Raw genomic sequence first — 20952 nt, 5'->3', positions numbered from 1 at the left:
ATGTCCTGGATTTTTAAGTTGTTATTATTTTAGACTGATTATTTCAATCCGTGGTATTTTAACATCGGTTCAATTGATGGATTTTTACCTCTAAAATTTTTGTACACTTCATTCAAGTTATCCGAATTACCTTGAGAGAAAACTTTATCACGTAAAATTTGACCATTTTCTCTGGTCATTCCTCCATTTTCTAATGTCCATTCGTATGCATCATGATCTAACATTTCTGCCCAAATATAAGCGAAGTAACCTGCTGCATAACCTCCCCCAAAAATATGGCTAAAATACGTAGAACGATAACGTGGCGGAACCTGTGGTAAATTTGTTTTATTCGCTATCAATGCTTGTTTCTCAAATTCATCTACATTCGATATTGTTTGATCTGAAGAAACTGTATGCCAAGACAAATCTAACGATGCTGCAGAAAGTAATTCTGTTAATGTATAACCTTTGTTAAAGTTAGCTGCTTTTTTCATTTTTTCTACTAACGCATCAGGAATTGTAGCACCTGTTTGATAATGTTTTGCGTAGTTTCTTAGTACAGAAGGCTCTGTTACATAATGTTCGTGAAATTGAGATGGGAACTCAACAAAATCTCTCGAAACATTCGTTCCTGATAAGGTTGGGTAAGTTTGATTCGCAAAAAAACCGTGTAAAGCATGTCCAAATTCGTGGAAAGTTGTAACCACATCATCATACGAAATCAACGCAGGTTGACCTTTTGCAGGTTTTGTATAATTACCTACATTATAGATTACAGGTTTTGTCCCGAATAAGTGCGATTGCTCAACGATATTACTCATCCAAGCACCTCCTTGTTTAGAATCTCTTTTGAAATAATCTGTATAGAATAATCCTAATTGTGAACCATCTTCATTAAACAATTCGTACACTTTTACATCTTCGTGCCAAGTTGGAATATCCGTTCGTTTTTTGAATGTAATTCCGTACAATTCTTTAGCCATAAAGAAAAGACCATTTTCTACAACAGACTCTAAAACAAAATAAGATTTCATTGCATTTTCATCTAAGTCATATTTTTCTTTACGCACTTTTTCAGCATAATAATTCCAATCTGCAGCTGATAAAGTATTTGACGAATTTTCTTTTTTTGCTAAAGTTTCAAATTCTAATGCATCTTTTTGCGCCATTGCTGTTGCAGCAGGAATCATTTTATTCAAAAGACCTTTTGCAGCAGTAGGATTTTGTGCCATTTGATCTTGTAAATTCCACTCTGCATAGTTATTAAAACCTAACAATTTAGCTTTCTCCGCACGACTTTTTACCAAAGCTAAAATTGTAGCACGCGTATCATTTTCATCATTTTTTTCTGTTCGAATCCAAGCTGCATCAAATAATTTTTTTCGTGATACTGGATTCGACATATTTTGTAATTCTGGCTGTTGTGTTGTATTTAATAAACTAATCAAATATGTTCCATCTGCTTGTTTGAACGATTCCAAATCAGCTTCGCTTAATCCTGCTAATTCTTCTTTTGTAAAGGTTACACCTCCAGCTTTTGTTCCTTTCAATAATTGATTCGAGAATTTTGTTTCAAGTGAAGCGATTTCTCCATTCAATTTTTTCAATTCGTCTTTCTGCGATAAAGTTAAATTAGCACCAGCCAATTCAAATCGTTGGTAATACACATCTAACAAGCGAGCAGATTCTTTATCTAAGTTCAACGATTTTTTATTTTCGTATAAACTTTTTACACGTTGAAATAATTGATCATTCAAATAAATTGCATCGCTGTGCGCTGCAAATTTAGGAGACATCTCCTCCTCTATTGCTTGCAATGTTTCGTTTGTATTTGCTCCTGTCAATAATCCAAAAACATGACTTACACGAGTTAAAAGTTGTCCAGACTTTTCCATTTCTACCAACGTATTTTCAAAAGTTGGTACTGCAGGATTCGTTGCAATTTTATTAATTTCAGCTAATTGTTCAGCCATTCCTTGCAATAAAGCAGGTTTGAAATCTTCGTTCTTAATTTTCGTAAAATCAGCTGTTTGGTAAGGCAATTTACTTACCTCGAAAAAAGGATTTGTATCGTTCCACATCGTATTTGTTGACTTTTGACTACAAGAAGTGGCTAAGATTGAAGAACCAACCATCATTCCGTAAAAAAGTTTTTTATTGAACATTTTATATTATTTTAAACTTAACGAAGTTAAAACTTATAACTCAAAGTTTCAAAAATATTAATGTGTAGAAGATTAAAATATGACTTTCAACCTCATTCTCTATGCGTTAAATAATTGATAAAGCTTCTTGAAAAGGTTGATTTATTTTCACCTAAAATAATTACCTTTGAAGAAGAGTGTGGAAGAGATTTCACTCTTTTTTATGACCTTAAAAATCAACAAATTTTGTATTTAGATTTAGAAGAATTAAAATATTTATTAGCCGAAAGTGTAGAGGAATTACCAAATTGGGAATCACATGAAAAACTTTCGCCTCCATATCGTCAAAAATTTGATTTAGAATATGTAAAACGTACCAATCCAAGAAGTGCGTCTGTCATGATCTTATTGTATCAAAATGAATTTGGAGAAATAGAATTTCCTGTAACGATGCGTGTATCGTATGATGGTGCACATTCTCATCAATTTTCTTTACCAGGCGGACAGTTTGAAGAACAAGATATCAGTTTTGATGAAACGGCTATTCGCGAAACGGTAGAAGAATTGGGTGTAGATTATGAAAATATCGAAATTATTCGACAACTGAGTGAGATGTACATTCCGCCAAGTAACTTTTTGGTTTATCCTTATATTGGTATATATCACGGAGAACCATTGTTTAACCCTGATGAACGAGAAGTACAATATGTTGTTCCATTAAATTTGGAAGCTTTTTTGAATGCTGATTACGAGGTTTTTGAAAGAGAATTTTCTGGTCAAGTGGTTGAAATTCCAGGTTACAACATCGGTGATGATGAATATCTTTGGGGTGCAACAGCAATGATTTTAGAAGAATTTAAAGATTATCTAAAAATCCTATTAAATTTGTAAATTAAACAATTAAGAACTCGTGTCTCAAAAAGCAAAGAAAAAGAACGCATTTCGCGATTCATTTGGACATTTATATTTCCTAAAAAGAACATTGATTTTCTTATTGGGATCTTTTACATATAACCGTTACAATGGTTTTAATAAATTAAAAGTTACTGGAACAAAAAACTTAGTCGATTTACCTGCTCAAAATGTATTATTCGTTTCAAATCATCAAACTTATTTTGCAGATGTATTTGCGATGTATCATGTATTTTGTAGTGTGAAAAATGGATTTATTGATACCATCAAAAATCCGATTTATCTACTAAACCCTAAGATTGATTTTTATTACGTTGCTGCAGAAGAAACGATGAAAGATAATCTTTTGACAAAGTTATTCGCGTATACAGGAGCGGTAACAGTGAAAAGAACATGGCGTGCAAAAGGAGAGAATGTAAATCGAAAAGTTGATTTATCAGAAATTAACAATATCGATATCGCCTTGCAAAGTGGTTGGGTTGTAACTTTTCCGCAAGGAACTACAACTGCATTTGCGCCTGGTCGCCGTGGAACTGCGCATTTAATCAAAAAAAATAAACCCATTGTTATTCCAGTTGTAATTGATGGTTTTCGTAGAGCTTTTGATAAAAAAGGTTTGCGCATCAAAAAAAGAGGAATTAATGCAACAATGACTTTTAAAGAACCATTGGATATTGATTACGAAAATGATTCGAGTGATGCTATTATGCAAAAAATAATGAATGCAATTGAACAAGCTCCAGAATTTAATAAAGTTCGACCAATGGACGAAATTCTTGCAGAAAACAGCGAAAAATCATTGGATGATTATCTAAACGAAGATGACGAAGAGTTTGATGATTTCGAAGAAATGGGATACGACGAAGAAAATAAAAAAGACTAAAAGAATACAACATACAAAATGAAAAAAGTTCATTTTATTGCAATTGGCGGAAGTACTATGCATAATCTGGCAATTGCTTTGCACGAAAAAGGATATCAAGTTACAGGTTCTGATGACGCTATTTTCGAACCTTCGAAAACTCGTTTAGCTCAGCGTGGAATTCTGCCAGAAGAAATGGGATGGTATCCAGAAAAAATCACAGCTGATATCGATGCTGTTATTTTAGGAATGCATGCTCATGCTGATAATCCTGAAATGTTACGTGCACAAGAATTAGGTTTAAAAATCTATTCATATCCAGAATATTTATACGAACAATCAAAAGACAAAACACGTATTGTAATTGGTGGTTCTCATGGAAAAACAACCATTACATCGATGATTTTACATGTTTTGCATTACCACAACATCGATGTTGATTATATGGTCGGTGCACAATTGGATGGTTTTGATGTGATGGTAAAACTAACAGATGACAACGAATTTATGATTATGGAAGGTGACGAATATTTATCATCAGCCTTAGATCGTCGCTCTAAATTTTTGTTGTATCAACCTAATATTGCTTTAATATCTGGGATTGCTTGGGATCACATCAACGTTTTCCCTACGTTTGAAGATTATACTTCTCAATTCTCAAAATTTGTCGATTCTATCGTTAATGGAGGTGCTTTAATCTATAACGAAACAGACGAAGAAGTTGTAAAAGTGGTAGAAGAAACCGAAAAAGCAATTAAGAAGTTTCCGTATCATTTACCACAACACTTTATAGAGAACGGAGTTACATTTATCGAAACAGAAGACGGTCCAATTCCATTGGAAGTTTTTGGTAACCATAATTTAATGAATTTAGAAGGTGCGCGTGCGATTTGTAAACAATTAGGTGTAATGGATGATGATTTCAATGAAGCAATTCAATCTTTCAAAGGTGCATCTAAACGTTTGGAATTAATTAACCGTACCTCTGATTTTGTTGCGTACAAAGATTTTGCACATGCACCAAGTAAAGTAACTTCGGTTACCAATGCGGTAAAAGAACAATATACGGATAAAACTGTTGTAGGTTGTTTGGAAATTCATACGTATTCTTCTTTGAATCCTGAATTTTTAGTACAATACAAAGGCGCTTTAGATAAAGCTGATATCAAAATTGTAATGTATAGCCCTGAGGCTTTAGAAATAAAACGTATGCCAATGATTTCTCCAGAAGATATCAAGAAAGCTTTTGGTGACGATTCTATTTTAGTCTTTACAAATGGGGAGCAATTAAAACAATACATCGAAAGTTTGGATAAAAAAGAGAAGGTCTTTTTGATGATGAGCTCTGGAAACTTTGGTGGAGTTGATTTGAATGAACTATTCAAAGCATAAATAAAAAAAGGAGAACCTGAAATTTCAAGTTCTCCTTTTTTATGAATAATTTAATTTGGTTCATTCCATTAATTTGACACAAATTTTAATCCTATTATCGAACAGATTAAACTTGTTAAAAAGAAAACTCGCCAGAAACTTGCGGGTTCTTTAAAAATAAAAATCCCGACTAAAACAGTTCCCACAGCACCAATTCCTGTCCATACAGCATAAGCTGTTCCTATTGGTAAGGTTTGGGTTGCTTTTACCAGTAAAACCATACTTATGGTTAAGAAGAATAAAAATCCACCATACCATAAATAAGTCTCATTACCAGTCGCTTCCTTAGCTTTTCCTAAGCATGATGCAAAGCCTACTTCGCACAAACCTGCTATCAATAAAATAATCCAATTCATTCTGATAAAAATTAAGACTACAAAAATGTAGCCTCAAAATTAATTATTTATACTATTATTTACCGAAACTATCACTAAATTCTACTTGTCCTTTGATGTGAACTTCGCTCCACGTTTTAGAAATTCCGTCAGCACCTTTGTGCAACTCTAAACACGCTTGATTTAAAGCATCCATTGCTTTAGTTGTATTAAAGTCCATTAAATCGACATCGGCTTCGATTGCAAATGTATTATTATCAAAAGATGATTTCACTTCATATTCTTTCGATGTATTATTTAAGGTTAAATTCAAAAATGTTTTTCCTTCTCTAAAGTGTAATTGACCTTTTATTTCACTTGTATTGATCATATTTCCAAACAAAATATCTTTCAATTTTTGATCACGATCAATTTGATCAGAATTTAAAGTCGCAATAGAAGCTAAAATATTTGCGCCTTCTAAAACTTCTTGAGGTGTTTTACCTTCTTCATTCGCATCTTTCACTAAAACGACATCAAATCGTCCTGAAACTGCAACTTTATCAGTTGTTTTATAAGCTGTCCATTCTACTGCAGACTTACGAATTACACCTTCTACGATTTCGGTTGGTTCTTCAACTGTTACTTCAGTTTTAACTTCTTTTTCAACCACATTTTCTTCTGACTTATTTGTACAATTCATCAGCATAACAGACATACAACATACAAGTGCTGTAGATATTTTTTTCATTTCAAACATTTATTGCACAAAAGTACAATAAGCCTACACGAATTCACAATTGATTTTTAACATATTCTAAAAATAGTCTACTTTTGTATCATGATAAAAAATATTTTAAACACTTGTTTGATTATCATTTGCTTACCTTTTATTTTAATCTACGAGATATATTGTTCAGTTTATAAATACAGAAAATAAATTGGTACCTTCGCTTACAAATTTTAAAAATGAGCGAAAGAATAATTGGAATAATGGGTGCTATACCTCAAGAAATAAATGGTGTAGTTAACTTATTATCAAATAAAGAGGAACACGAAATTGGTCAAAGACATTATTATACAGGTGAATTAAATAATCAAAAAGTTGTTGTAGTTTATTCACGAGTTGGTAAAGTTGCAGCAGCTACAACAGTTTCTACCTTAATATTAGAGTTTAAAATTACAGAATTAATTTTTACAGGTGTTGCAGGAGGAATCCATTCTAACGTAAAAATAGGCGATATCGTATTGGGGCAAAGTTTAATTCAACATGACATGAATGCCTCTCCTTTGTTTCCTACTTTTGAAATTCCAATGTTAGGAAAAGCTTATTTCGAAGCCAATCCTTTTCAATTAGAAATAGCAACAACCGCTATATTAGATTTATTAGAAGAACAGCATCTTCACAATGTTATTTCCGAAAAAGATTTGAATAAATTTAATATTCACGAACCTCAGTTACATGTTGGTTTAATAGGATCAGGAGATTTATTTTTCTCGACAACTGCAAAAAAAGAAAAACTTCAACAAAATTTACCCGAAATTCTTTGTGTCGAAATGGAAGGAGCAGCGGTAGCGCAAGTTTGTTATGAATTTGGAATTCCTTTTATCATTATTAGAACAATATCAGACGATGCAGATGATCATTCGACAATGGATTTTAATAGTTTTATAGAGAAAGTTTCGAATGTTTATTCGATCGAAATTATAAAGAATATCATCAAGTAAAAAGTCCTTTTTTTAAAGGGCTCTTTTTGATGCACACATTAATAAAAAAATCATCAATTATTTGATGATTTTGTATTCCAATAATTAAATGGAGTGTGGGGAGAGCAGGATTCGAACCTGCGAAGGTGAAACCAACGGATTTACAGTCCGTCCTCGTTGGCCGCTTGAGTATCTCCCCGCCTAATAATAAAGTATTCTTCAAAAAAGAAGAGCCGATAGAGGGACTCGAACCCACGACCTGCTGATTACAAATCAGCTGCTCTAGCCAGCTGAGCTACATCGGCGATTGTTATTTTTGTTTTAAAAGTAAAATATAAACTTTTTTGGAGCCGATAGAGGGACTCGAACCCACGACCTGCTGATTACAAATCAGCTGCTCTAGCCAGCTGAGCTACATCGGCAATTTTGTGGGGAGAGCAGGATTCGAACCTGCGAAGGTGAAACCAACGGATTTACAGTCCGTCCTCGTTGGCCGCTTGAGTATCTCCCCAACCTATATTTTTGCTGAGCCGATAGAGGGACTCGAACCCACGACCTGCTGATTACAAATCAGCTGCTCTAGCCAGCTGAGCTACATCGGCAAAAATATTTGTTATTTGAATATTTCAAATCGAAAACAAGAATTTAATTTCTAAAGAGAAGTGTTGTTCCTTTTTCGTGGTGCAATATTAGGGCAGTTTTTCGAAACTCGCAAATGTTTTTACAAAAAAAAGAAGAAGTTTTTGATAAATCTTAACTTCAATTTTGATAATCAGAATTTTAGAATTTAAAAAAAAATAAACTTTTTTTTAATAAAAGTAAAAAAGATAATATTCTATTTACATTAGAGTACTTATTTTTGTAGTCAATTCATCATTAATGCATCTTATCATACAAATTTTGCAACTTTTCGGAGCAATTGCGTTGTTCATTTTTGCGATAAAATTATTGAGCGAAAATTTACAGGCCTTATCTGGATCGAATTTTAAACGTACATTAAACAAACTAACCAAAAACAATTTTTCTACAATTGTTACAGGAACTCTTTTTACAACTGCCATACAATCTTCGTCAGCTGCAAGTGTATTTATATTAGGTTTTGTAAACGCAGGTTTGATTAATTTGCGAAAAGCATTTGGATTGATATTAGGTGCAAACATCGGAACAACGCTTACTTTGTGGTTGGTTTATTTTGGATTGAAATTCGATTTAATACAAATTGCCTTGCCTCTGGTATTAATTGCCTTTCCTTTTTATCTATCGAAAAAACGAAATCAACGAAAAATTGGAGGAATTCTGTTTTCACTTTCTCTATTATTTCTATCGTTGTATTTCTTAAAAACATTCTTGCCTTCTATAGAAAGTCATCAAAAATTACAAGAATTTTTCCAAGATTTAGCGAACTATGGAATTTTAACAAATTTATTATTCATCTTTTTTGGTGTTTTACTGACCGTTTTGGTTCATTTCTCTTCGGCCTCTATTACAATTGCGATTCTATTAGCAAGTAAAGGTTTACCTATCGAATTAGCTGCAATGATAGTTTTAGGAGCAAATATAGGGACGACTTTTACGGCTCACTTAGTAGCTGCAATCGGTGATAAATACACAAAAGTAGTAGCTGCATTCCATACATTATTTAATATCTTGGTTGCAATTATTTTTATGTTACTTGCAAGTTTCTTATTAAAATTTATAGGTTCGACGATTTCGACAAATATTGCCGTACAACTTATTACTTTTGATACAATTAGTAATTTGGTTGGGGTTGTTTTTCTTACTCCTTTCATTAATAAATTGGCTTTTTATTGTCAGAAAAAATATTTTTCGATCAAGCAAACTGATAATAAATTAGAATTTTATGCCATTCCATTTGGTACAAATTCTGATCTCTATAAAAACGAAGCAAACAAGAAATTGTTAAAACTTGCTTCCACAACTAAACAAACGATTTATACGCTTGGACGAATGATTACGGAAAGTGATGAAGAAAAGATTTTGGTTTTTCGCGAACGTATTTTAGAACTTGAAAAAGAAGGCGATCAGTTGGAACGTGAGGTAAATGAATTTTTAAATGAAATTGCTGATTTAGATTTACCAAACGAAAATACCATTGCTATTCATCAGTTGATAACGCTTTGTCATCATTTGGAAAGTGTGGGTGATATTGCGATTAAAATATCATCTATTCACCGTCGTCGTCGTATGACCAATAGTTATTTCACCCCAAAAATGAGATCTTATTTGGTCGATTTTCAAGATAATTTGGATCAAACGACTCGAATTTTAAATCAAAACCTGAACGAAACACAAGAAGAAATTTCGATTAAACAAGCCGAATTTATTGAAAAAACAATTAATGCTATTTACAAAGAAGCAGAAACAAATCTGATGAAAACGATCGAAAAAGAAAAGTTAATGACTACAAGTGCGCTTTTCTACAAAGATTTGATTCAGTATTACGAAATTCTTGGCGATCATCTTTATAAAGCGAATACAACAATTGTTAAGCTAAAAAATCAGTAGAAATTTGTAAGTTTGAGTTAAAGTATAACTAATGATTTTTGAATATCAAACCAAAAAAACTTTCGATGAAATAATTGAAAGTTTAAATCAATTTAAAAAATTACAAAACGATAATTTATTTGGATTTATTGAAGAATTTGATTTTCAGAATATAGAATTTGATTCGAATAAAATTATAGTTAATAGAAATAATATCTCACCCTACTCTTTCTTAAATGGTAAAGGTGCAATAGAATATACTTTTCAAAATAAAAATATTATTGAGATAACTTTACAACCTAATAAACTATTTGAAAAGGGAAGAAAATTTAATATTATCGTAAGTATTATTTTCCTTATCATTATAAATCTTTATTCAAGTTATCTTTACAAAGAAATCAAGTATACATTTATAATACTTTCAGTAATAATCATTTTATTACAATTTCTGTTTTTTAAAATTTTAGATCAATTAAATCTCTATTTTTTAAAAATTTATGCAATCAGATTCTATAGAAACTTAGAAAAACAATAGAATTCATAATAAATTCGCACACTTCTTCTCTATTTTGTAATTTTGCAAAATGTTTGATTCAAAGCAAATTTTTAGTATTCAATCCGAAGAAGATTTCCAAAACGTTGCATTGGAAGTTTTCCGTTATCAAGCGCAAGAAAATGAAGTGTACAATAACTTCTTAAACTTCTTGAATGTTGATTATTCTACTGTAAAACACACCAACGAAATTCCTTTTTTACCGATTCAATTTTTTAAGAAATATAATCTTATTTCTGGAAATCGTGCCGTTGAAAAGGTTTTCACAAGTTCAGGAACCACAGGAATGTCAACAAGCAAACATTTGGTGACCGATTTGGCATTGTATCATTACAATTTAGAAAAATGTTTTGAACAGTTTTATGGACCACTTTCTGATTATACAATATTTGCACTTTTACCTTCGTATTTAGAACGTACAGGCTCTTCGTTGATAGATATGGTGGAATATTGGATTGAAAAATCTGGTAGCGATAAAAGCGGATTTTATTTGTATAATCACGATGAATTGTATGAAAATCTTATCGCACACGAGAAAACAGGTAAAAAAGCTATTTTGATTGGTGTTTCGTTCGCCTTGTTAGATTTTGTAGAAAATTATAAAATGAAATTGAAACATACCATCGTGATGGAAACTGGCGGAATGAAAGGTCGTAAAAAAGAAATTACACGCGAAGAATTACATACAATCTTAAAAGATGGTTTTGGAACTAATGAAATTCATTCGGAATATGGAATGACTGAATTGCTTTCGCAAGGGTATTCTCGTGGAGATTTAACGTTTAAATCGCCCAATTGGATGCGAATAATGATTCGCGAAACTGAAGATCCATTAAGCTATGTTGAACAAGGAAAAACTGGTGGCGTAAATGTGATAGATTTAGCCAATTACAATTCGATTAGTTTTATTGCGACTGATGATTTGGGAAAAAAAGTAGCCACAAATCAATTTGAAATTTTAGGACGTTTTGACCATTCTGATGTAAGAGGTTGCAATTTGATGGTGATAGAATCATAAAAAAACGCACTAAAATTTAGTGCGTTTTTTTATTTTTTATTCATTAAAATGACAATATCTTTATTCCTTTCCGCTATTTTAGTTAAAAATTCCGAATATTCTTTTAGTTCCTTACTGCTTATAATTGATTGATTAATCAATAGAATATAGGTAATTACAAACTCATTATTCACAACTTCTATCTGTTGTTTGTATTGTAATTTATTTCCAATGGCTTTAATTTCGTGATTAAATTTATCATATTTTAAAACAAAATCTTTTGGAATTTTAGATTTGAATTGAACAACTTTTTGAAACGGAAAATCTAATTCAACTTGGTATTTTCTTTCTTTTTCAAAATTTAAAAAATTAAGCGCATCATTAAACGGAAATTCAAATCCAAAATAGTTGACCATTTTTCCTTTATTCACAAAAATTTTATTTATCGAGCTGTAATTACCTTGATTATTCAAATCCTCTGAAGAATATGTTAGCTCATTGAACATTGGAAAATCATAATTCTTTTGATTTTCTTTGTTAAAATAACCTTTGAATTTATTTAAAGATTTCATTTTAACCTCATCTCCTTTAAACTCTAATTCATTTATCAAATAACTTTCAGATAAGGGAGGTTGAATATTTAGAAATTCATTTGTACTGGTTTCAAGCTTCAAAACAAGTTGATTATAATATTCTGAATATGGAAAAACGACTTTTTCTTTGTAATTATCATCCGTTATTTTCAATATATTTTCATCAAAAAGATAAACTTGATTATCTACAATTGTCATTGTTTGAATATTAGAAATTCTCGAAACAATAGGAAAATCCATAATTAACCTTCCTCTGTTTCTAAAGCTATTAATAACCAAATGCGATTCTAAACCTTTTGATTTCAATAATCGATTAACGAGAACAACGAAATCCAAATTACTTCCAGTTTTAGTTCCTAATAAACCAGTTTTAAAATTCGACATTTTGTCCACATAATTCGTTTCTATAAGCTTAAAATTCTGCTTAACGTAATCCATTACATTTTTATACGTTTCTAATTGCGAATTTCCATTATTAATTTTAATAGCGATTTCATTAAAGTCAACATTTCTTGTATTCGTTGCTATATTTTTAGCAAAAACTGATCGTAATGAAAGCCAGTTCGAAGAAGAAAAAATCGTTCCATGCCAATCTTGTTCAGCTGAATATTGAAAACCGATTGTTTCTTTAAAATCATTAACATTGTATATTTTATCAAACTTTTTTACACTTGCTACATTCTCTATTTCCCATGATTTATTCCCTTTTCGGTTCCCATATTTTTCATTCAACTTTTGCCCAATTAAAAAAATCTATTATCAAAATCTGTGTGTATCCGAACATCTAATTTTGATTTCAATATTGGATAATCGTTTTGGAAATTCCATGGCGTTGCATATAGATTAGCTGTACGGGTTACTTCAGTTTCATACTCTATAATTGATCCTACTTTTACATTTGGAATCGCATAAATCAGTTGAATTGTATTTTCATCAATTGTTTCTTGTATAATATCTTTCTGATCCAACTTTGACACTACAACCTCACCTCCTATTTTATTATAAACCTGTACTTTATTTATTTTTACACGATTATATTTGTTCGTTGGATTAAAGCTGAATTTTAACACATTTCCTTCAATAGCATCTTGTTTTAAAATCTTTTTACGAACATGTTGTTTGAGAACATATCCATAATTTTTTAATTGCAATTCTCCATATTCTGAAAGGGTCACTGCAGATGCATCTTGTTCAAACGGAACAATGTTGTAATTATATTCTTCTTCTGATATTTTGCCAAATTCTAATTTAGTTGATTGAGAAAAAGCAAATTGACAAAGCAAAAAACTTAAAACAAAATAAATTTTATTATTCATACATCGTGTTAATTGATTAAATATACAAAAAATAGCACTGAAATCTCAGTGCTATTTAGTTAGTTCTTTTTCATTAAAATTTCTTTTAGAGATGCTGTTTTTACTTTCTCAAAAAATTGTTTTAACTCGTTGTATTTTTCTGCTTCGTATACGCCTTCTGGTAACAAAAATTGAATGGCTATAATCAACTGTCCGTCTTTTATTTTTGCCTCTTGATAATATTCTAAATTAAGTTCTATTTTATGATGAGTTTTGTAATTTTCATCAATCACAACTTCGTAACCTGCTGGTATTTTAGACTTAACCTGGATGTTAAATAAATACGGGTAATTAAATTCTATTTTGCGTTGACGATTTGTATCTTCAAAAGTATATTGTTTCAAAAACTCGCGCAAAGGATTAATAAATGTGTAAAATGCAGCATTTGGAGTTTTAGTTTTAGATTTATATGATTTGACATAAGAATCGGTCTCAAAAATCAATTTATCACTTGATTCTTCATCCAAACGCATTTCTAAAGATTCTGTTACAAATCGATTCAATACATTCTTTTCTTCTGCATTTTCATCATAAAAATATCCATTAAATTTATCTTTTCTATACAAAACTAAATTTCCATTGTTCAAGAAATCATATTTTATCGAAGATTCGTAATAAGACAATTTCTGATTTAATTTCACAAATGAAGGCTCACCTTTTTTAATTACAACACCATGATAATTAAACACATCTAATGGACCAAATTCGATTTGCTCTTTATTTAATTTTGAAGCATCTAAAATAACATTTGCAGTTCCATTATTCAATTTCACAACTGTCACAACAGAATTAAATTGATTAACAAATGGATAAGAAAATAAAATTTGTCCATGATGACGAGAACTGAACAAAACCAATGATGTTTCGAAACCTTTTGCCGTTAAAATTTCGTTTAATAATAAATTCATATCCGCGGTAGAACCTGCTTTCTCCTTCAATAATGTTCTATTGGAACGAGATGGAATTATTCCATAAAATCTATTCCATTTTACATTAGTATCAATATATTCGATCACATTTCGCAAAGTTTCGACTTCATCTTTTCCATTAGGAATTTTTTGGGTAATTTCTCTAATTGCAGATGGATTTCTGTAGTTTTCGTACTGTGAATTAATATCTTGAATCAAGTCTTGCCAAGCATTCAATGTTGTTTTTTTAGCTCCATCTGTATGATAATTATCTGCCTGAAGTTTAATACGTTCACTTTGATCCTCAGGATTATAAACGTATTTTAATTGATTATAACTCTGAATATTATTCAAACTCCATTCAGATGAACTTGATTTATTTTTATATTTTTCATTTAAAGCATCTCCAATTGTAATAATTGAATAAGCGCTATAAGCTTTATTAATCAATCTGAATTTACTTGAAAGTGTAGGAATATCATGTTGGAAATTCCATGCGTCGATAGAAAAATTATGTTCGCTTCCTTTTACATAAGTGTACTCGATAATAGAACCAACTTTTACATTTGGAAACGTAAATCGTTTTGCAGAATACAATTCATTCAAAGAAATGTCAAAAATTTCTTTCTCATCAATTGGTATTACCTGCTCTATTCCATTTGAGATATTTATAGTATTTCCTTTGATTCCTGTAATAGATTCTTGTTTATTTTTACTATAATAATTCAATTGTATATTGGCTTGATCAACGCCTTTTTCGGTAAGGATTTTTATTCTACGCTTTACAGTCAAATAATAATTAGATTGTATCAAATCCATTTTTCCTTCTTCGGAAAGGATAACAGCATCTGCATCTTTTTCGAACGGTGCCTGATTAAACGCTATTTCTTGCTGAGAAATTTTTCCTAATTTGAACTCTTTATTTTGAGCGTTAGAAAAGATTGTAAGTAGTAGAAAAAATAAAGTAAATATAATTTTCATGAGGATTATTTAAGATTACAAAAATACATTTTACAACATATTATATGGTTTAATTTATTTAAAATTTTTAACAACTTTACACTAAATCATTAAAAGCTTTCTCCAACGTAGGAAATTGAAATGTAAACCCTGTTTCTTCTATTTTGTTTGCATCAATTCGCGAACCTTTTAAAACCAAATCACTCATTTCTCCTAATGTTAATCTCATCACAAAACCTGGAATATTTGGAAGAAAAAATGGTTTATTTAGTTTTTTAGCTAACGTACGATTGAAAGTTGAATGATCGCTATGTTCTGGTGCAGATGCATTAAAACTTCCTTTTATATTTTCATTCTCTACTGCTTGAGCATAAATCTGCAACAAATCTTCGATATGTATCCAAGGCATCCATTGCTTTCCATCACCAAGATTAGCGCCTACACCTAATTGAATTGGTTTTTTCAATAGTTTGAAACCTTCTCCATTTTTTGCCAAAACCAAAGCTGTTCTTAAGCAAACCACTCTCGCTCCTATTTTCTCAAATTGGTAAGCCGCATTTTCCCATGCTACACAAACTTTTGCTAAAAAATCGGTATTTGGTTCATCTGATTCTTTAAAAATTTTGTCTGAAGTAATTTGTCCATAATAAGCACTTCCTGAAGCTGAAATGAAAAATTTTAGATTAACATCAAGTTTATTCACATACTCAAAAAGTAAATTTGCTGTATCAACTCTACTTGATAAAATTTCTTCTTTATACCTTTTTGTCCACCTTTTAGCGATTAAACATCCAGCCAAATGAATAATTCCGTCTAAATTATCAAAAACCTTTTCATCAATTTTATTTTTATCCCAATGATAAAAAGGATGCTCAACATTTTTCTCTCTTGTTAAAATCCGTACTTGATGTCCTTTCTCAATTAAAATTTTCGTTAATTCTGAACCAATTAAACCACTTCCACCAGTTAAGAGAATATTCATACTATTTTTTTTCCTAATTTAGCTCATTCCAAAATATAAACCAATGTTCAAAGGTCGATTTCCTTACCTCAAAAAAATGGGTGCGGATGAAGAAAAGAAATTGAAACAAAAAATCTTCGATATAATTTTTGAAGCCGATACACCTTATGGTAAACTTTTCGACATTTCGTTATTATTTTTAATCTTAACGAGTGTTGGTTTGGTAATGTTAGAATCTATTCCAGCTATTAATGCAAGACATCATACGGTTTTAATTACACTCGAATGGATTTTAACTTGTTTATTTACACTTGAATATTTATTGCGAATTTATTGCGTAAAAAATCGTTGGCGATACATTTTTAGTTTTTATGGAGTCATTGATTTATTATCAATTTTACCATTTTATCTGGGATTATTCCTACCAACAAGCAAATATTTGGCGAGTATCCGAATTTTACGTTTACTACGTATTTTCAGAATTTTTAATCTAACTCGATTTACTCGAGGAAGAAATGTATTGGTTCTTGGTTTAAAAGAAAGTAAAGATAAAATCATCGTTTTTTTATCTTTTGTCCTTTTGATAGTTGTGGTTATTGGTTCAATTATGTATATGGTTGAGCATGATCATCCCGAATCTGGTTTTACAAGTATTCCGATTAGTATTTATTGGGCAATCGTCACCTTAACAACAGTTGGTTATGGCGATATTTCTCCAGTTACTGGATTAGGTCAATTTTTAGCTTCTGTTGTTATGATTATAGGTTATGGTGTTATTGCTGTTCCTACAAGTATCGTGACAATGGAAATGAACAAAGCATCAAAAACCAAAGACGATATTCCCAATAATACGGAGCGTTGTAGAAATTGTGGAGATGATTATCATCTTGATGGATCGGTCTATTGCAAAACGTGCGGACACAAATTAAATGAGCATTAAGATTTATCCAAATTAATAAAACGATTACTGTCAATATGATGGATATCTTCATAGTTTTTGGTATAATTAATCGACATATTCAATTCGTAACCAACTAACATCAAAATCACATTGATGTAAACAAAAATCATCATAATCATTACTAATCCAAGTGATCCATAAAGCAAATCAATATTGGTAAAATAACTTAAGTACGAATTAAAACCTATTACAGTTAACAAGAACAAGACTGATGTTAACAATGCACCTGGCAATACTGTACTTCTTGACTTTTTATGGTTTGGACCAAAATAATACAACATACACATCGAGACAAAATAGAAAATAAATACGGAAAAATAATTGATAAGATAAGAAAACTGACCAAGTTTACTCAAAAAAGAAACGTTTGTTAAATACTTCCAAATAATAGATGTTGAGTAAGATAAAAAAACTTGTAAGACTATAAATACAGTAAAAAACAATGTCAATATAATCGAAATAACTCTCGATTTTGAATTTTTTCGTTTGACATAGACATCTTGATACGATACATTAAATCCATTAATAATTCCTTGTATTCCGTTAGAAGACATAAAAATTGTAATCAAAACCAACAGATAATTTACTTTTCGTTTGCCTTGTAAAGCTGTCGTTTTATCGATGTAAGATATCACTTCATTACTCACGTGTTTGGGTAAAATTTGCGGTAAAAATTGTGTAAAAAGTAATTCTTTTATATCGCCATAATAAGTCAAATGAGGTAAAACACTAAACAAAAAAAGTAGAAATGGAAACATACTAAAAAATAAGATCCACGAAACGGCTGCCGAACGCAACGGAAAATTCCCTTTCATGACGCGAATCCAAAAAACTCTCAAGAAATCATATACCGTGATGTCTGTATTTTTGTTCATCAATTTTGTTTTCGACCAATCTCGAAAATAATTTATTCCTGTATATGTTTTAAAATCTTGTAGAATGCGCATATTTTTGTCTCAATAAATAATTTTGAATGAATATTACGACCATTTGTATTGGTAAAACAGACGAAAAAGCCATCGAAATGCTATTACAAAAGTATGAAAATCGATTGCCTTCGCATATTAATTATCAAAGAATTGAAATTCCTGACATCAAAAATCGTAAAAATTTGTCCGAAATTCAACAAAAACAAAAAGAAGCTGAACAAATTTTGAGCAAAATCGTAAATACAGACTTTGTTATTATTTTAGATGAAAAAGGAAAACAACCAACTTCGAAGCAATTTGCAGATGATATTCAAAATTATATGAATCAAGCGGTCAAAAATTTAGTCTTTGTGATTGGTGGTCCTTATGGTTTCGATGAATCTGTTTACAACCGTGGAAACAAGAAAATGTCTTTATCCAATATGACATTTACGCATCAAATGGTTCGCCTATTTTTAACAGAACAAATTTATCGCGGATTTAGTATCTTGCAAGGTAAACCTTATCACCATGAATAAGACATCTCCTTTTGAAGAAATAGTTCAAAAAAATGAAAACAAATTGAGTTTTGGAATCGGAAAAGCAATTTTATATAGTGCCATCGCAGTAATTATAATGCAATTTGCTGGCGGAATTATCTCTATTCCTGCAATCTTTTACCAACCACTTAATCACGTTCTTTTACCATTAGGCTTTTTGGCTGGAACAGTATCTGCAATTGTTATTTTATTGATGCTAACGCAAACAAAGTTTACGACAATTTTACAAGCGATTAAACATCCTTTTACCGCCATTCAACTTATTCTCTCTATTGCTTGTTGGCTATTTCTTTTGCCTTTGGCAGAAGTTTTTACAAGTTTAATTCCTACAACTGGTCCTTTAGAAGATATTTATAAAATCTTTCAAAGTTCTTTCGAAATGATGTTAGATTATAAAATCGCAGGATTTATTATGGTATGTCTTTTTGCACCAATTTTCGAAGAAATTATTTTTAGAGGAATTATTCTGAAAGGAATGCTAAATTATAAGGTCAATGCAACAATTGCAATTTTAATAAACGGTTTTGTCTTTGGAATGGCTCATATGAATCCATGGCAATTTATTGGTGCAGGGCTTTTAGGAATCATTTTTGGCATTGTTTACCATCGTACAAAATCATTGTTTTTACCCATTCTATTGCATTTCCTAAATAATACTCTTTCCTATTCGTTGATGCTGATACAAGGCGATATGGAAGGCGAAGTTTTTGCGCATAGAGATTATTTATTAATTGGTGGAATGACACTGATTGGAATTTTATCGGTGTTTTTATTAATGAAACAAACAGAACAAAAAACAATATAAAATGGAATTAATTTTTGCCACACATAACAACAATAAAGTAAAAGAAGTTACTAAAATGTTACCCTCTTACTTGTCGATGAAATCTTTGACAGCGATTGATTTCTTTGAAGAAATCGAAGAAACTGGTGAAACATTTGAAGAAAATGCCTTGCTAAAAGCTAAAACTATCTTTAATAAAACAGGAAAAAATGTTTTTGCAGATGATTCAGGATTGGTTATCGAGGCTTTGGACGGAGCACCTGGAGTTTATTCAGCTCGATATGCTGGAACTGGAAAAGATGAAGACAATATTGCAAAAGCTTTGAAAGAATTAGATGGAAAAACAAACCGAAAAGCTTACTTTATTTCTATTTTCTGTTTAATTTTGAATGGAAAGGAATATTTTTTCGAAGGTCGTGTAAATGGAACAATTGCAACCGAAATTATGGGTGACAATGGTTTTGGTTACGATCCTATTTTTATTCCAGATGGTTTTTCAAAATCATTTGCTCAAATGACTCCTGAAGAAAAAAACGCAATTAGTCATAGAGGAAAAGCCATCGGAAAATTAAACGATTTTTTAACTAATCTAAACGTAAATTGAGTTTACAACTAACTATATTAGGATTTAATTCGGCGTTACCAACTGCTTATACGCATCCTACCGCTCAATTATTAAATATTGCAGAACGCTATTTTTTAATTGATTGTGGAGAAGGAACTCAAGTTCAGTTGCGAAAAGCAAAAGCTAAATTTAACCGAATTAATCACATTTTTATATCGCATTTGCATGGCGATCATGTTTTTGGTTTGATCGGATTAATTTCTACACTTCAATTACTTGGTCGCGATATGCCCTTGCATATTCATGGTCCAAAAGGAATCGAAGAATTTATTACCACACAATTACGCTTAACAGAGTCTAACAATTCATTCGAAATTATTTTTAATGAATTACATACAAAAGAATCTGTTTTAGTATTTGAAGATGATAAAGTCGAAGTTTTTTCAATTCCTCTTAATCACCGTGTTTACACGAATGGATATCTTTTTCGAGAAAAGCCAAAACCTCGAAAATTGAATATGGATACCATTGAAGAATTTTCAGAAATCGAGATTTGTGATTATCAAAATTTAAAAAATGGTAGGGATTTTACGTTAGAATCTGGAGAAATCATTCCGAATGATTATTTAACGTTCGATGCGCAAAAATCGTTGAGTTATGCCTTTTGTTCGGATACTAAATATAAGCCTGATATTGTTCCTATTATCAAAGAAGTAGACTTGTTGTATCATGAATCAACTTTCTTACACGAATTGAAAGATTTGGCTATCTATACAGGACATACAACGGCAAAAGAAGCTGGAATGATTGCGAAACAAGCCAACGTGAAAAAATTAATTTTAGGCCATTTTTCTAATCGCTACCATGATTATAAACCTTTGTTAATCGAAGCACAACAAGAGTTTCCAAACACAGTTTTACCCGAATTATTGAAAACCATCAAAATCGATAGTTAATAAAATAAAAAGTCCTCAATACAAAAACTATTGA

At 30.9% G+C, this 20952-nt stretch carries 20 protein-coding genes and 5 tRNA genes; 12 read left to right on the top strand and 13 right to left on the bottom strand.

Annotation, left to right across the window (positions count from 1 at the left end):
- Positions 1 to 38: 38 nt before the first annotated feature.
- A complete protein-coding gene (locus NZD85_RS13990; protein WP_260542459.1) occupies positions 39 to 2147 on the bottom strand; it encodes a M3 family metallopeptidase in 2109 nt (702 codons plus the stop codon).
- 114 nt (positions 2148 to 2261) lie between these two features.
- Between NZD85_RS13990 and NZD85_RS13985 the strand changes: the two genes are divergently transcribed.
- The 3 genes from NZD85_RS13985 to NZD85_RS13975 are packed head-to-tail and all read left to right on the top strand — an operon-like array spanning position 2262 to position 5292.
- The gene (locus NZD85_RS13985; protein ID WP_225540466.1) at positions 2262 to 3017 is read left to right on the top strand and encodes an NUDIX hydrolase; all 756 of its coding nucleotides are present in this window, start codon (positions 2262 to 2264) and stop codon (positions 3015 to 3017) included.
- A gap of 19 nt (positions 3018 to 3036) precedes the next feature.
- Positions 3037 to 3921: a lysophospholipid acyltransferase family protein gene (locus NZD85_RS13980; RefSeq protein ID WP_225540464.1), complete on the top strand. Its 885-nt coding sequence runs from the start codon at positions 3037 to 3039 to the stop codon at positions 3919 to 3921.
- Positions 3922 to 3939: 18 nt separating this feature from the next.
- Complete coding sequence (locus NZD85_RS13975) at positions 3940 to 5292, top strand: UDP-N-acetylmuramate--L-alanine ligase (RefSeq protein ID WP_260542456.1); 1353 nt, start codon at positions 3940 to 3942, stop codon at positions 5290 to 5292.
- Between the two features lie 68 nt (positions 5293 to 5360).
- On the opposite strand, the gene NZD85_RS13970 is transcribed toward NZD85_RS13975, so the two are convergent.
- The gene (locus tag NZD85_RS13970) at positions 5361 to 5687 is read right to left on the bottom strand and encodes a DMT family transporter (RefSeq protein ID WP_171622028.1); all 327 of its coding nucleotides are present in this window, start codon (positions 5685 to 5687) and stop codon (positions 5361 to 5363) included.
- 55 nt (positions 5688 to 5742) lie between these two features.
- The gene (locus NZD85_RS13965; protein WP_260542454.1) at positions 5743 to 6396 is read right to left on the bottom strand and encodes a hypothetical protein; all 654 of its coding nucleotides are present in this window, start codon (positions 6394 to 6396) and stop codon (positions 5743 to 5745) included.
- 218 nt (positions 6397 to 6614) lie between these two features.
- On the opposite strand from NZD85_RS13965, the gene NZD85_RS13960 reads away from it, so the two are divergent.
- On the top strand, positions 6615 to 7373 hold the full coding sequence (locus NZD85_RS13960; RefSeq protein WP_171622030.1) for a 5'-methylthioadenosine/adenosylhomocysteine nucleosidase: 759 nt from the start codon (positions 6615 to 6617) through the stop codon (positions 7371 to 7373).
- Between the two features lie 96 nt (positions 7374 to 7469).
- Here NZD85_RS13960 and NZD85_RS13955 read toward each other — a convergent pair.
- The 5 genes from NZD85_RS13955 to NZD85_RS13935 form a co-directional block, all read right to left on the bottom strand.
- Positions 7470 to 7551, bottom strand: a tRNA-Tyr gene (locus NZD85_RS13955).
- Between the two features lie 32 nt (positions 7552 to 7583).
- A tRNA-Thr gene (locus NZD85_RS13950) sits at positions 7584 to 7657 on the bottom strand.
- A gap of 40 nt (positions 7658 to 7697) precedes the next feature.
- Positions 7698 to 7774: transfer RNA gene (locus NZD85_RS13945), tRNA-Thr, on the bottom strand.
- A 7-nt stretch (positions 7775 to 7781) separates the two neighbouring features.
- Positions 7782 to 7863 (bottom strand) — tRNA-Tyr (locus tag NZD85_RS13940).
- A 17-nt stretch (positions 7864 to 7880) separates the two neighbouring features.
- Positions 7881 to 7954 (bottom strand) — tRNA-Thr (locus tag NZD85_RS13935).
- A gap of 298 nt (positions 7955 to 8252) precedes the next feature.
- Here NZD85_RS13935 and NZD85_RS13930 point away from each other — a divergent pair.
- From NZD85_RS13930 to NZD85_RS13920, 3 genes are read left to right on the top strand one after another with little or no spacing between them, the layout of a single operon-like run.
- The gene (locus tag NZD85_RS13930; protein WP_260542451.1) at positions 8253 to 9878 is read left to right on the top strand and encodes a Na/Pi cotransporter family protein; all 1626 of its coding nucleotides are present in this window, start codon (positions 8253 to 8255) and stop codon (positions 9876 to 9878) included.
- Positions 9879 to 9909: 31 nt separating this feature from the next.
- A complete protein-coding gene (locus NZD85_RS13925; RefSeq protein ID WP_260542449.1) occupies positions 9910 to 10392 on the top strand; it encodes a hypothetical protein in 483 nt (160 codons plus the stop codon).
- A 49-nt stretch (positions 10393 to 10441) separates the two neighbouring features.
- Entirely contained in the window at positions 10442 to 11428 is a 987-nt protein-coding gene (locus NZD85_RS13920; RefSeq protein ID WP_260542447.1) for a LuxE/PaaK family acyltransferase, read from the top strand.
- A gap of 29 nt (positions 11429 to 11457) precedes the next feature.
- Here the strand turns inward: NZD85_RS13920 and NZD85_RS13915 are convergent, their stop codons facing one another.
- From NZD85_RS13915 to NZD85_RS13900, 4 genes are all read right to left on the bottom strand, one after another.
- Positions 11458 to 12732 carry a hypothetical protein gene (locus tag NZD85_RS13915; RefSeq protein WP_260542445.1) on the bottom strand — a complete coding sequence of 425 codons (1275 nt, stop codon included), beginning with the start codon at positions 12730 to 12732 and terminating at the stop codon, positions 11458 to 11460.
- An 11-nt stretch (positions 12733 to 12743) separates the two neighbouring features.
- Positions 12744 to 13316, bottom strand: a complete 573-nt coding sequence (locus NZD85_RS13910) for a DUF3857 domain-containing protein (RefSeq protein ID WP_260542443.1) — start codon at positions 13314 to 13316, stop codon at positions 12744 to 12746.
- A gap of 59 nt (positions 13317 to 13375) precedes the next feature.
- Positions 13376 to 15244 carry a DUF3857 domain-containing protein gene (locus NZD85_RS13905; protein ID WP_260542441.1) on the bottom strand — a complete coding sequence of 623 codons (1869 nt, stop codon included), beginning with the start codon at positions 15242 to 15244 and terminating at the stop codon, positions 13376 to 13378.
- Between the two features lie 76 nt (positions 15245 to 15320).
- Positions 15321 to 16205: a TIGR01777 family oxidoreductase gene (locus tag NZD85_RS13900; RefSeq protein ID WP_260542439.1), complete on the bottom strand. Its 885-nt coding sequence runs from the start codon at positions 16203 to 16205 to the stop codon at positions 15321 to 15323.
- A 43-nt stretch (positions 16206 to 16248) separates the two neighbouring features.
- On the opposite strand from NZD85_RS13900, the gene NZD85_RS13895 reads away from it, so the two are divergent.
- Positions 16249 to 17124 carry an ion transporter gene (locus NZD85_RS13895; protein ID WP_225542835.1) on the top strand — a complete coding sequence of 292 codons (876 nt, stop codon included), beginning with the start codon at positions 16249 to 16251 and terminating at the stop codon, positions 17122 to 17124.
- Here NZD85_RS13895 and NZD85_RS13890 read toward each other — a convergent pair.
- Positions 17121 to 18092 (bottom strand): YihY/virulence factor BrkB family protein, encoded by a 972-nt coding sequence (locus NZD85_RS13890; protein WP_260542437.1) that lies wholly within the window; start codon positions 18090 to 18092, stop codon positions 17121 to 17123. The two genes, NZD85_RS13895 and NZD85_RS13890, sit on opposite strands and share 4 nt — an antisense overlap.
- Positions 18093 to 18118: 26 nt before the next feature.
- On the opposite strand from NZD85_RS13890, the gene rlmH reads away from it, so the two are divergent.
- The 4 genes from rlmH to NZD85_RS13870 are packed head-to-tail and all read left to right on the top strand — an operon-like array spanning position 18119 to position 20918.
- Positions 18119 to 18592, top strand: a complete 474-nt coding sequence (rlmH, locus tag NZD85_RS13885; RefSeq protein ID WP_260542435.1) for a 23S rRNA (pseudouridine(1915)-N(3))-methyltransferase RlmH — start codon at positions 18119 to 18121, stop codon at positions 18590 to 18592.
- Positions 18585 to 19418, top strand: coding sequence for a CPBP family intramembrane glutamic endopeptidase (locus NZD85_RS13880; RefSeq protein ID WP_260542433.1), 834 nt, complete (start codon positions 18585 to 18587; stop codon positions 19416 to 19418). Before rlmH ends, NZD85_RS13880 begins: the two co-directional genes overlap by 8 nt.
- Position 19419: 1 nt before the next feature.
- Entirely contained in the window at positions 19420 to 20001 is a 582-nt protein-coding gene (rdgB, locus tag NZD85_RS13875) for an RdgB/HAM1 family non-canonical purine NTP pyrophosphatase (protein WP_260542431.1), read from the top strand.
- Positions 19998 to 20918: a ribonuclease Z gene (locus tag NZD85_RS13870; RefSeq protein ID WP_171623717.1), complete on the top strand. Its 921-nt coding sequence runs from the start codon at positions 19998 to 20000 to the stop codon at positions 20916 to 20918. Before rdgB ends, NZD85_RS13870 begins: the two co-directional genes overlap by 4 nt.
- Positions 20919 to 20952: the final 34 nt, after the last annotated feature.

This window comes from Empedobacter stercoris (genome assembly GCF_025244765.1).
GTDB lineage: Bacteria > Bacteroidota > Bacteroidia > Flavobacteriales > Weeksellaceae > Empedobacter > Empedobacter stercoris.
The sequence above is the reverse complement of the archived record's forward strand: the minus strand, read 5'-3'. Positions and strand labels throughout refer to the sequence as shown.

Coding starts and splice junctions, on each gene's coding strand:
- NZD85_RS13990 (WP_260542459.1), bottom strand. CDS start 2,147: ATGTTCAATAAAAAACTTTTTTACGGAATGATGGTTGGTTCTTCAATC.
- NZD85_RS13975 (WP_260542456.1), top strand. CDS start 3,940: ATGAAAAAAGTTCATTTTATTGCAATTGGCGGAAGTACTATGCATAAT.
- NZD85_RS13970 (WP_171622028.1), bottom strand. CDS start 5,687: ATGAATTGGATTATTTTATTGATAGCAGGTTTGTGCGAAGTAGGCTTT.
- NZD85_RS13965 (WP_260542454.1), bottom strand. CDS start 6,396: ATGAAAAAAATATCTACAGCACTTGTATGTTGTATGTCTGTTATGCTG.
- NZD85_RS13960 (WP_171622030.1), top strand. CDS start 6,615: ATGAGCGAAAGAATAATTGGAATAATGGGTGCTATACCTCAAGAAATA.
- NZD85_RS13925 (WP_260542449.1), top strand. CDS start 9,910: ATGATTTTTGAATATCAAACCAAAAAAACTTTCGATGAAATAATTGAA.
- NZD85_RS13920 (WP_260542447.1), top strand. CDS start 10,442: ATGTTTGATTCAAAGCAAATTTTTAGTATTCAATCCGAAGAAGATTTC.
- NZD85_RS13910 (WP_260542443.1), bottom strand. CDS start 13,316: ATGAATAATAAAATTTATTTTGTTTTAAGTTTTTTGCTTTGTCAATTT.
- NZD85_RS13905 (WP_260542441.1), bottom strand. CDS start 15,244: ATGAAAATTATATTTACTTTATTTTTTCTACTACTTACAATCTTTTCT.
- NZD85_RS13900 (WP_260542439.1), bottom strand. CDS start 16,205: ATGAATATTCTCTTAACTGGTGGAAGTGGTTTAATTGGTTCAGAATTA.
- NZD85_RS13895 (WP_225542835.1), top strand. CDS start 16,249: ATGTTCAAAGGTCGATTTCCTTACCTCAAAAAAATGGGTGCGGATGAA.
- NZD85_RS13890 (WP_260542437.1), bottom strand. CDS start 18,092: ATGCGCATTCTACAAGATTTTAAAACATATACAGGAATAAATTATTTT.
- rlmH (WP_260542435.1), top strand. CDS start 18,119: ATGAATATTACGACCATTTGTATTGGTAAAACAGACGAAAAAGCCATC.
- NZD85_RS13880 (WP_260542433.1), top strand. CDS start 18,585: ATGAATAAGACATCTCCTTTTGAAGAAATAGTTCAAAAAAATGAAAAC.
- rdgB (WP_260542431.1), top strand. CDS start 19,420: ATGGAATTAATTTTTGCCACACATAACAACAATAAAGTAAAAGAAGTT.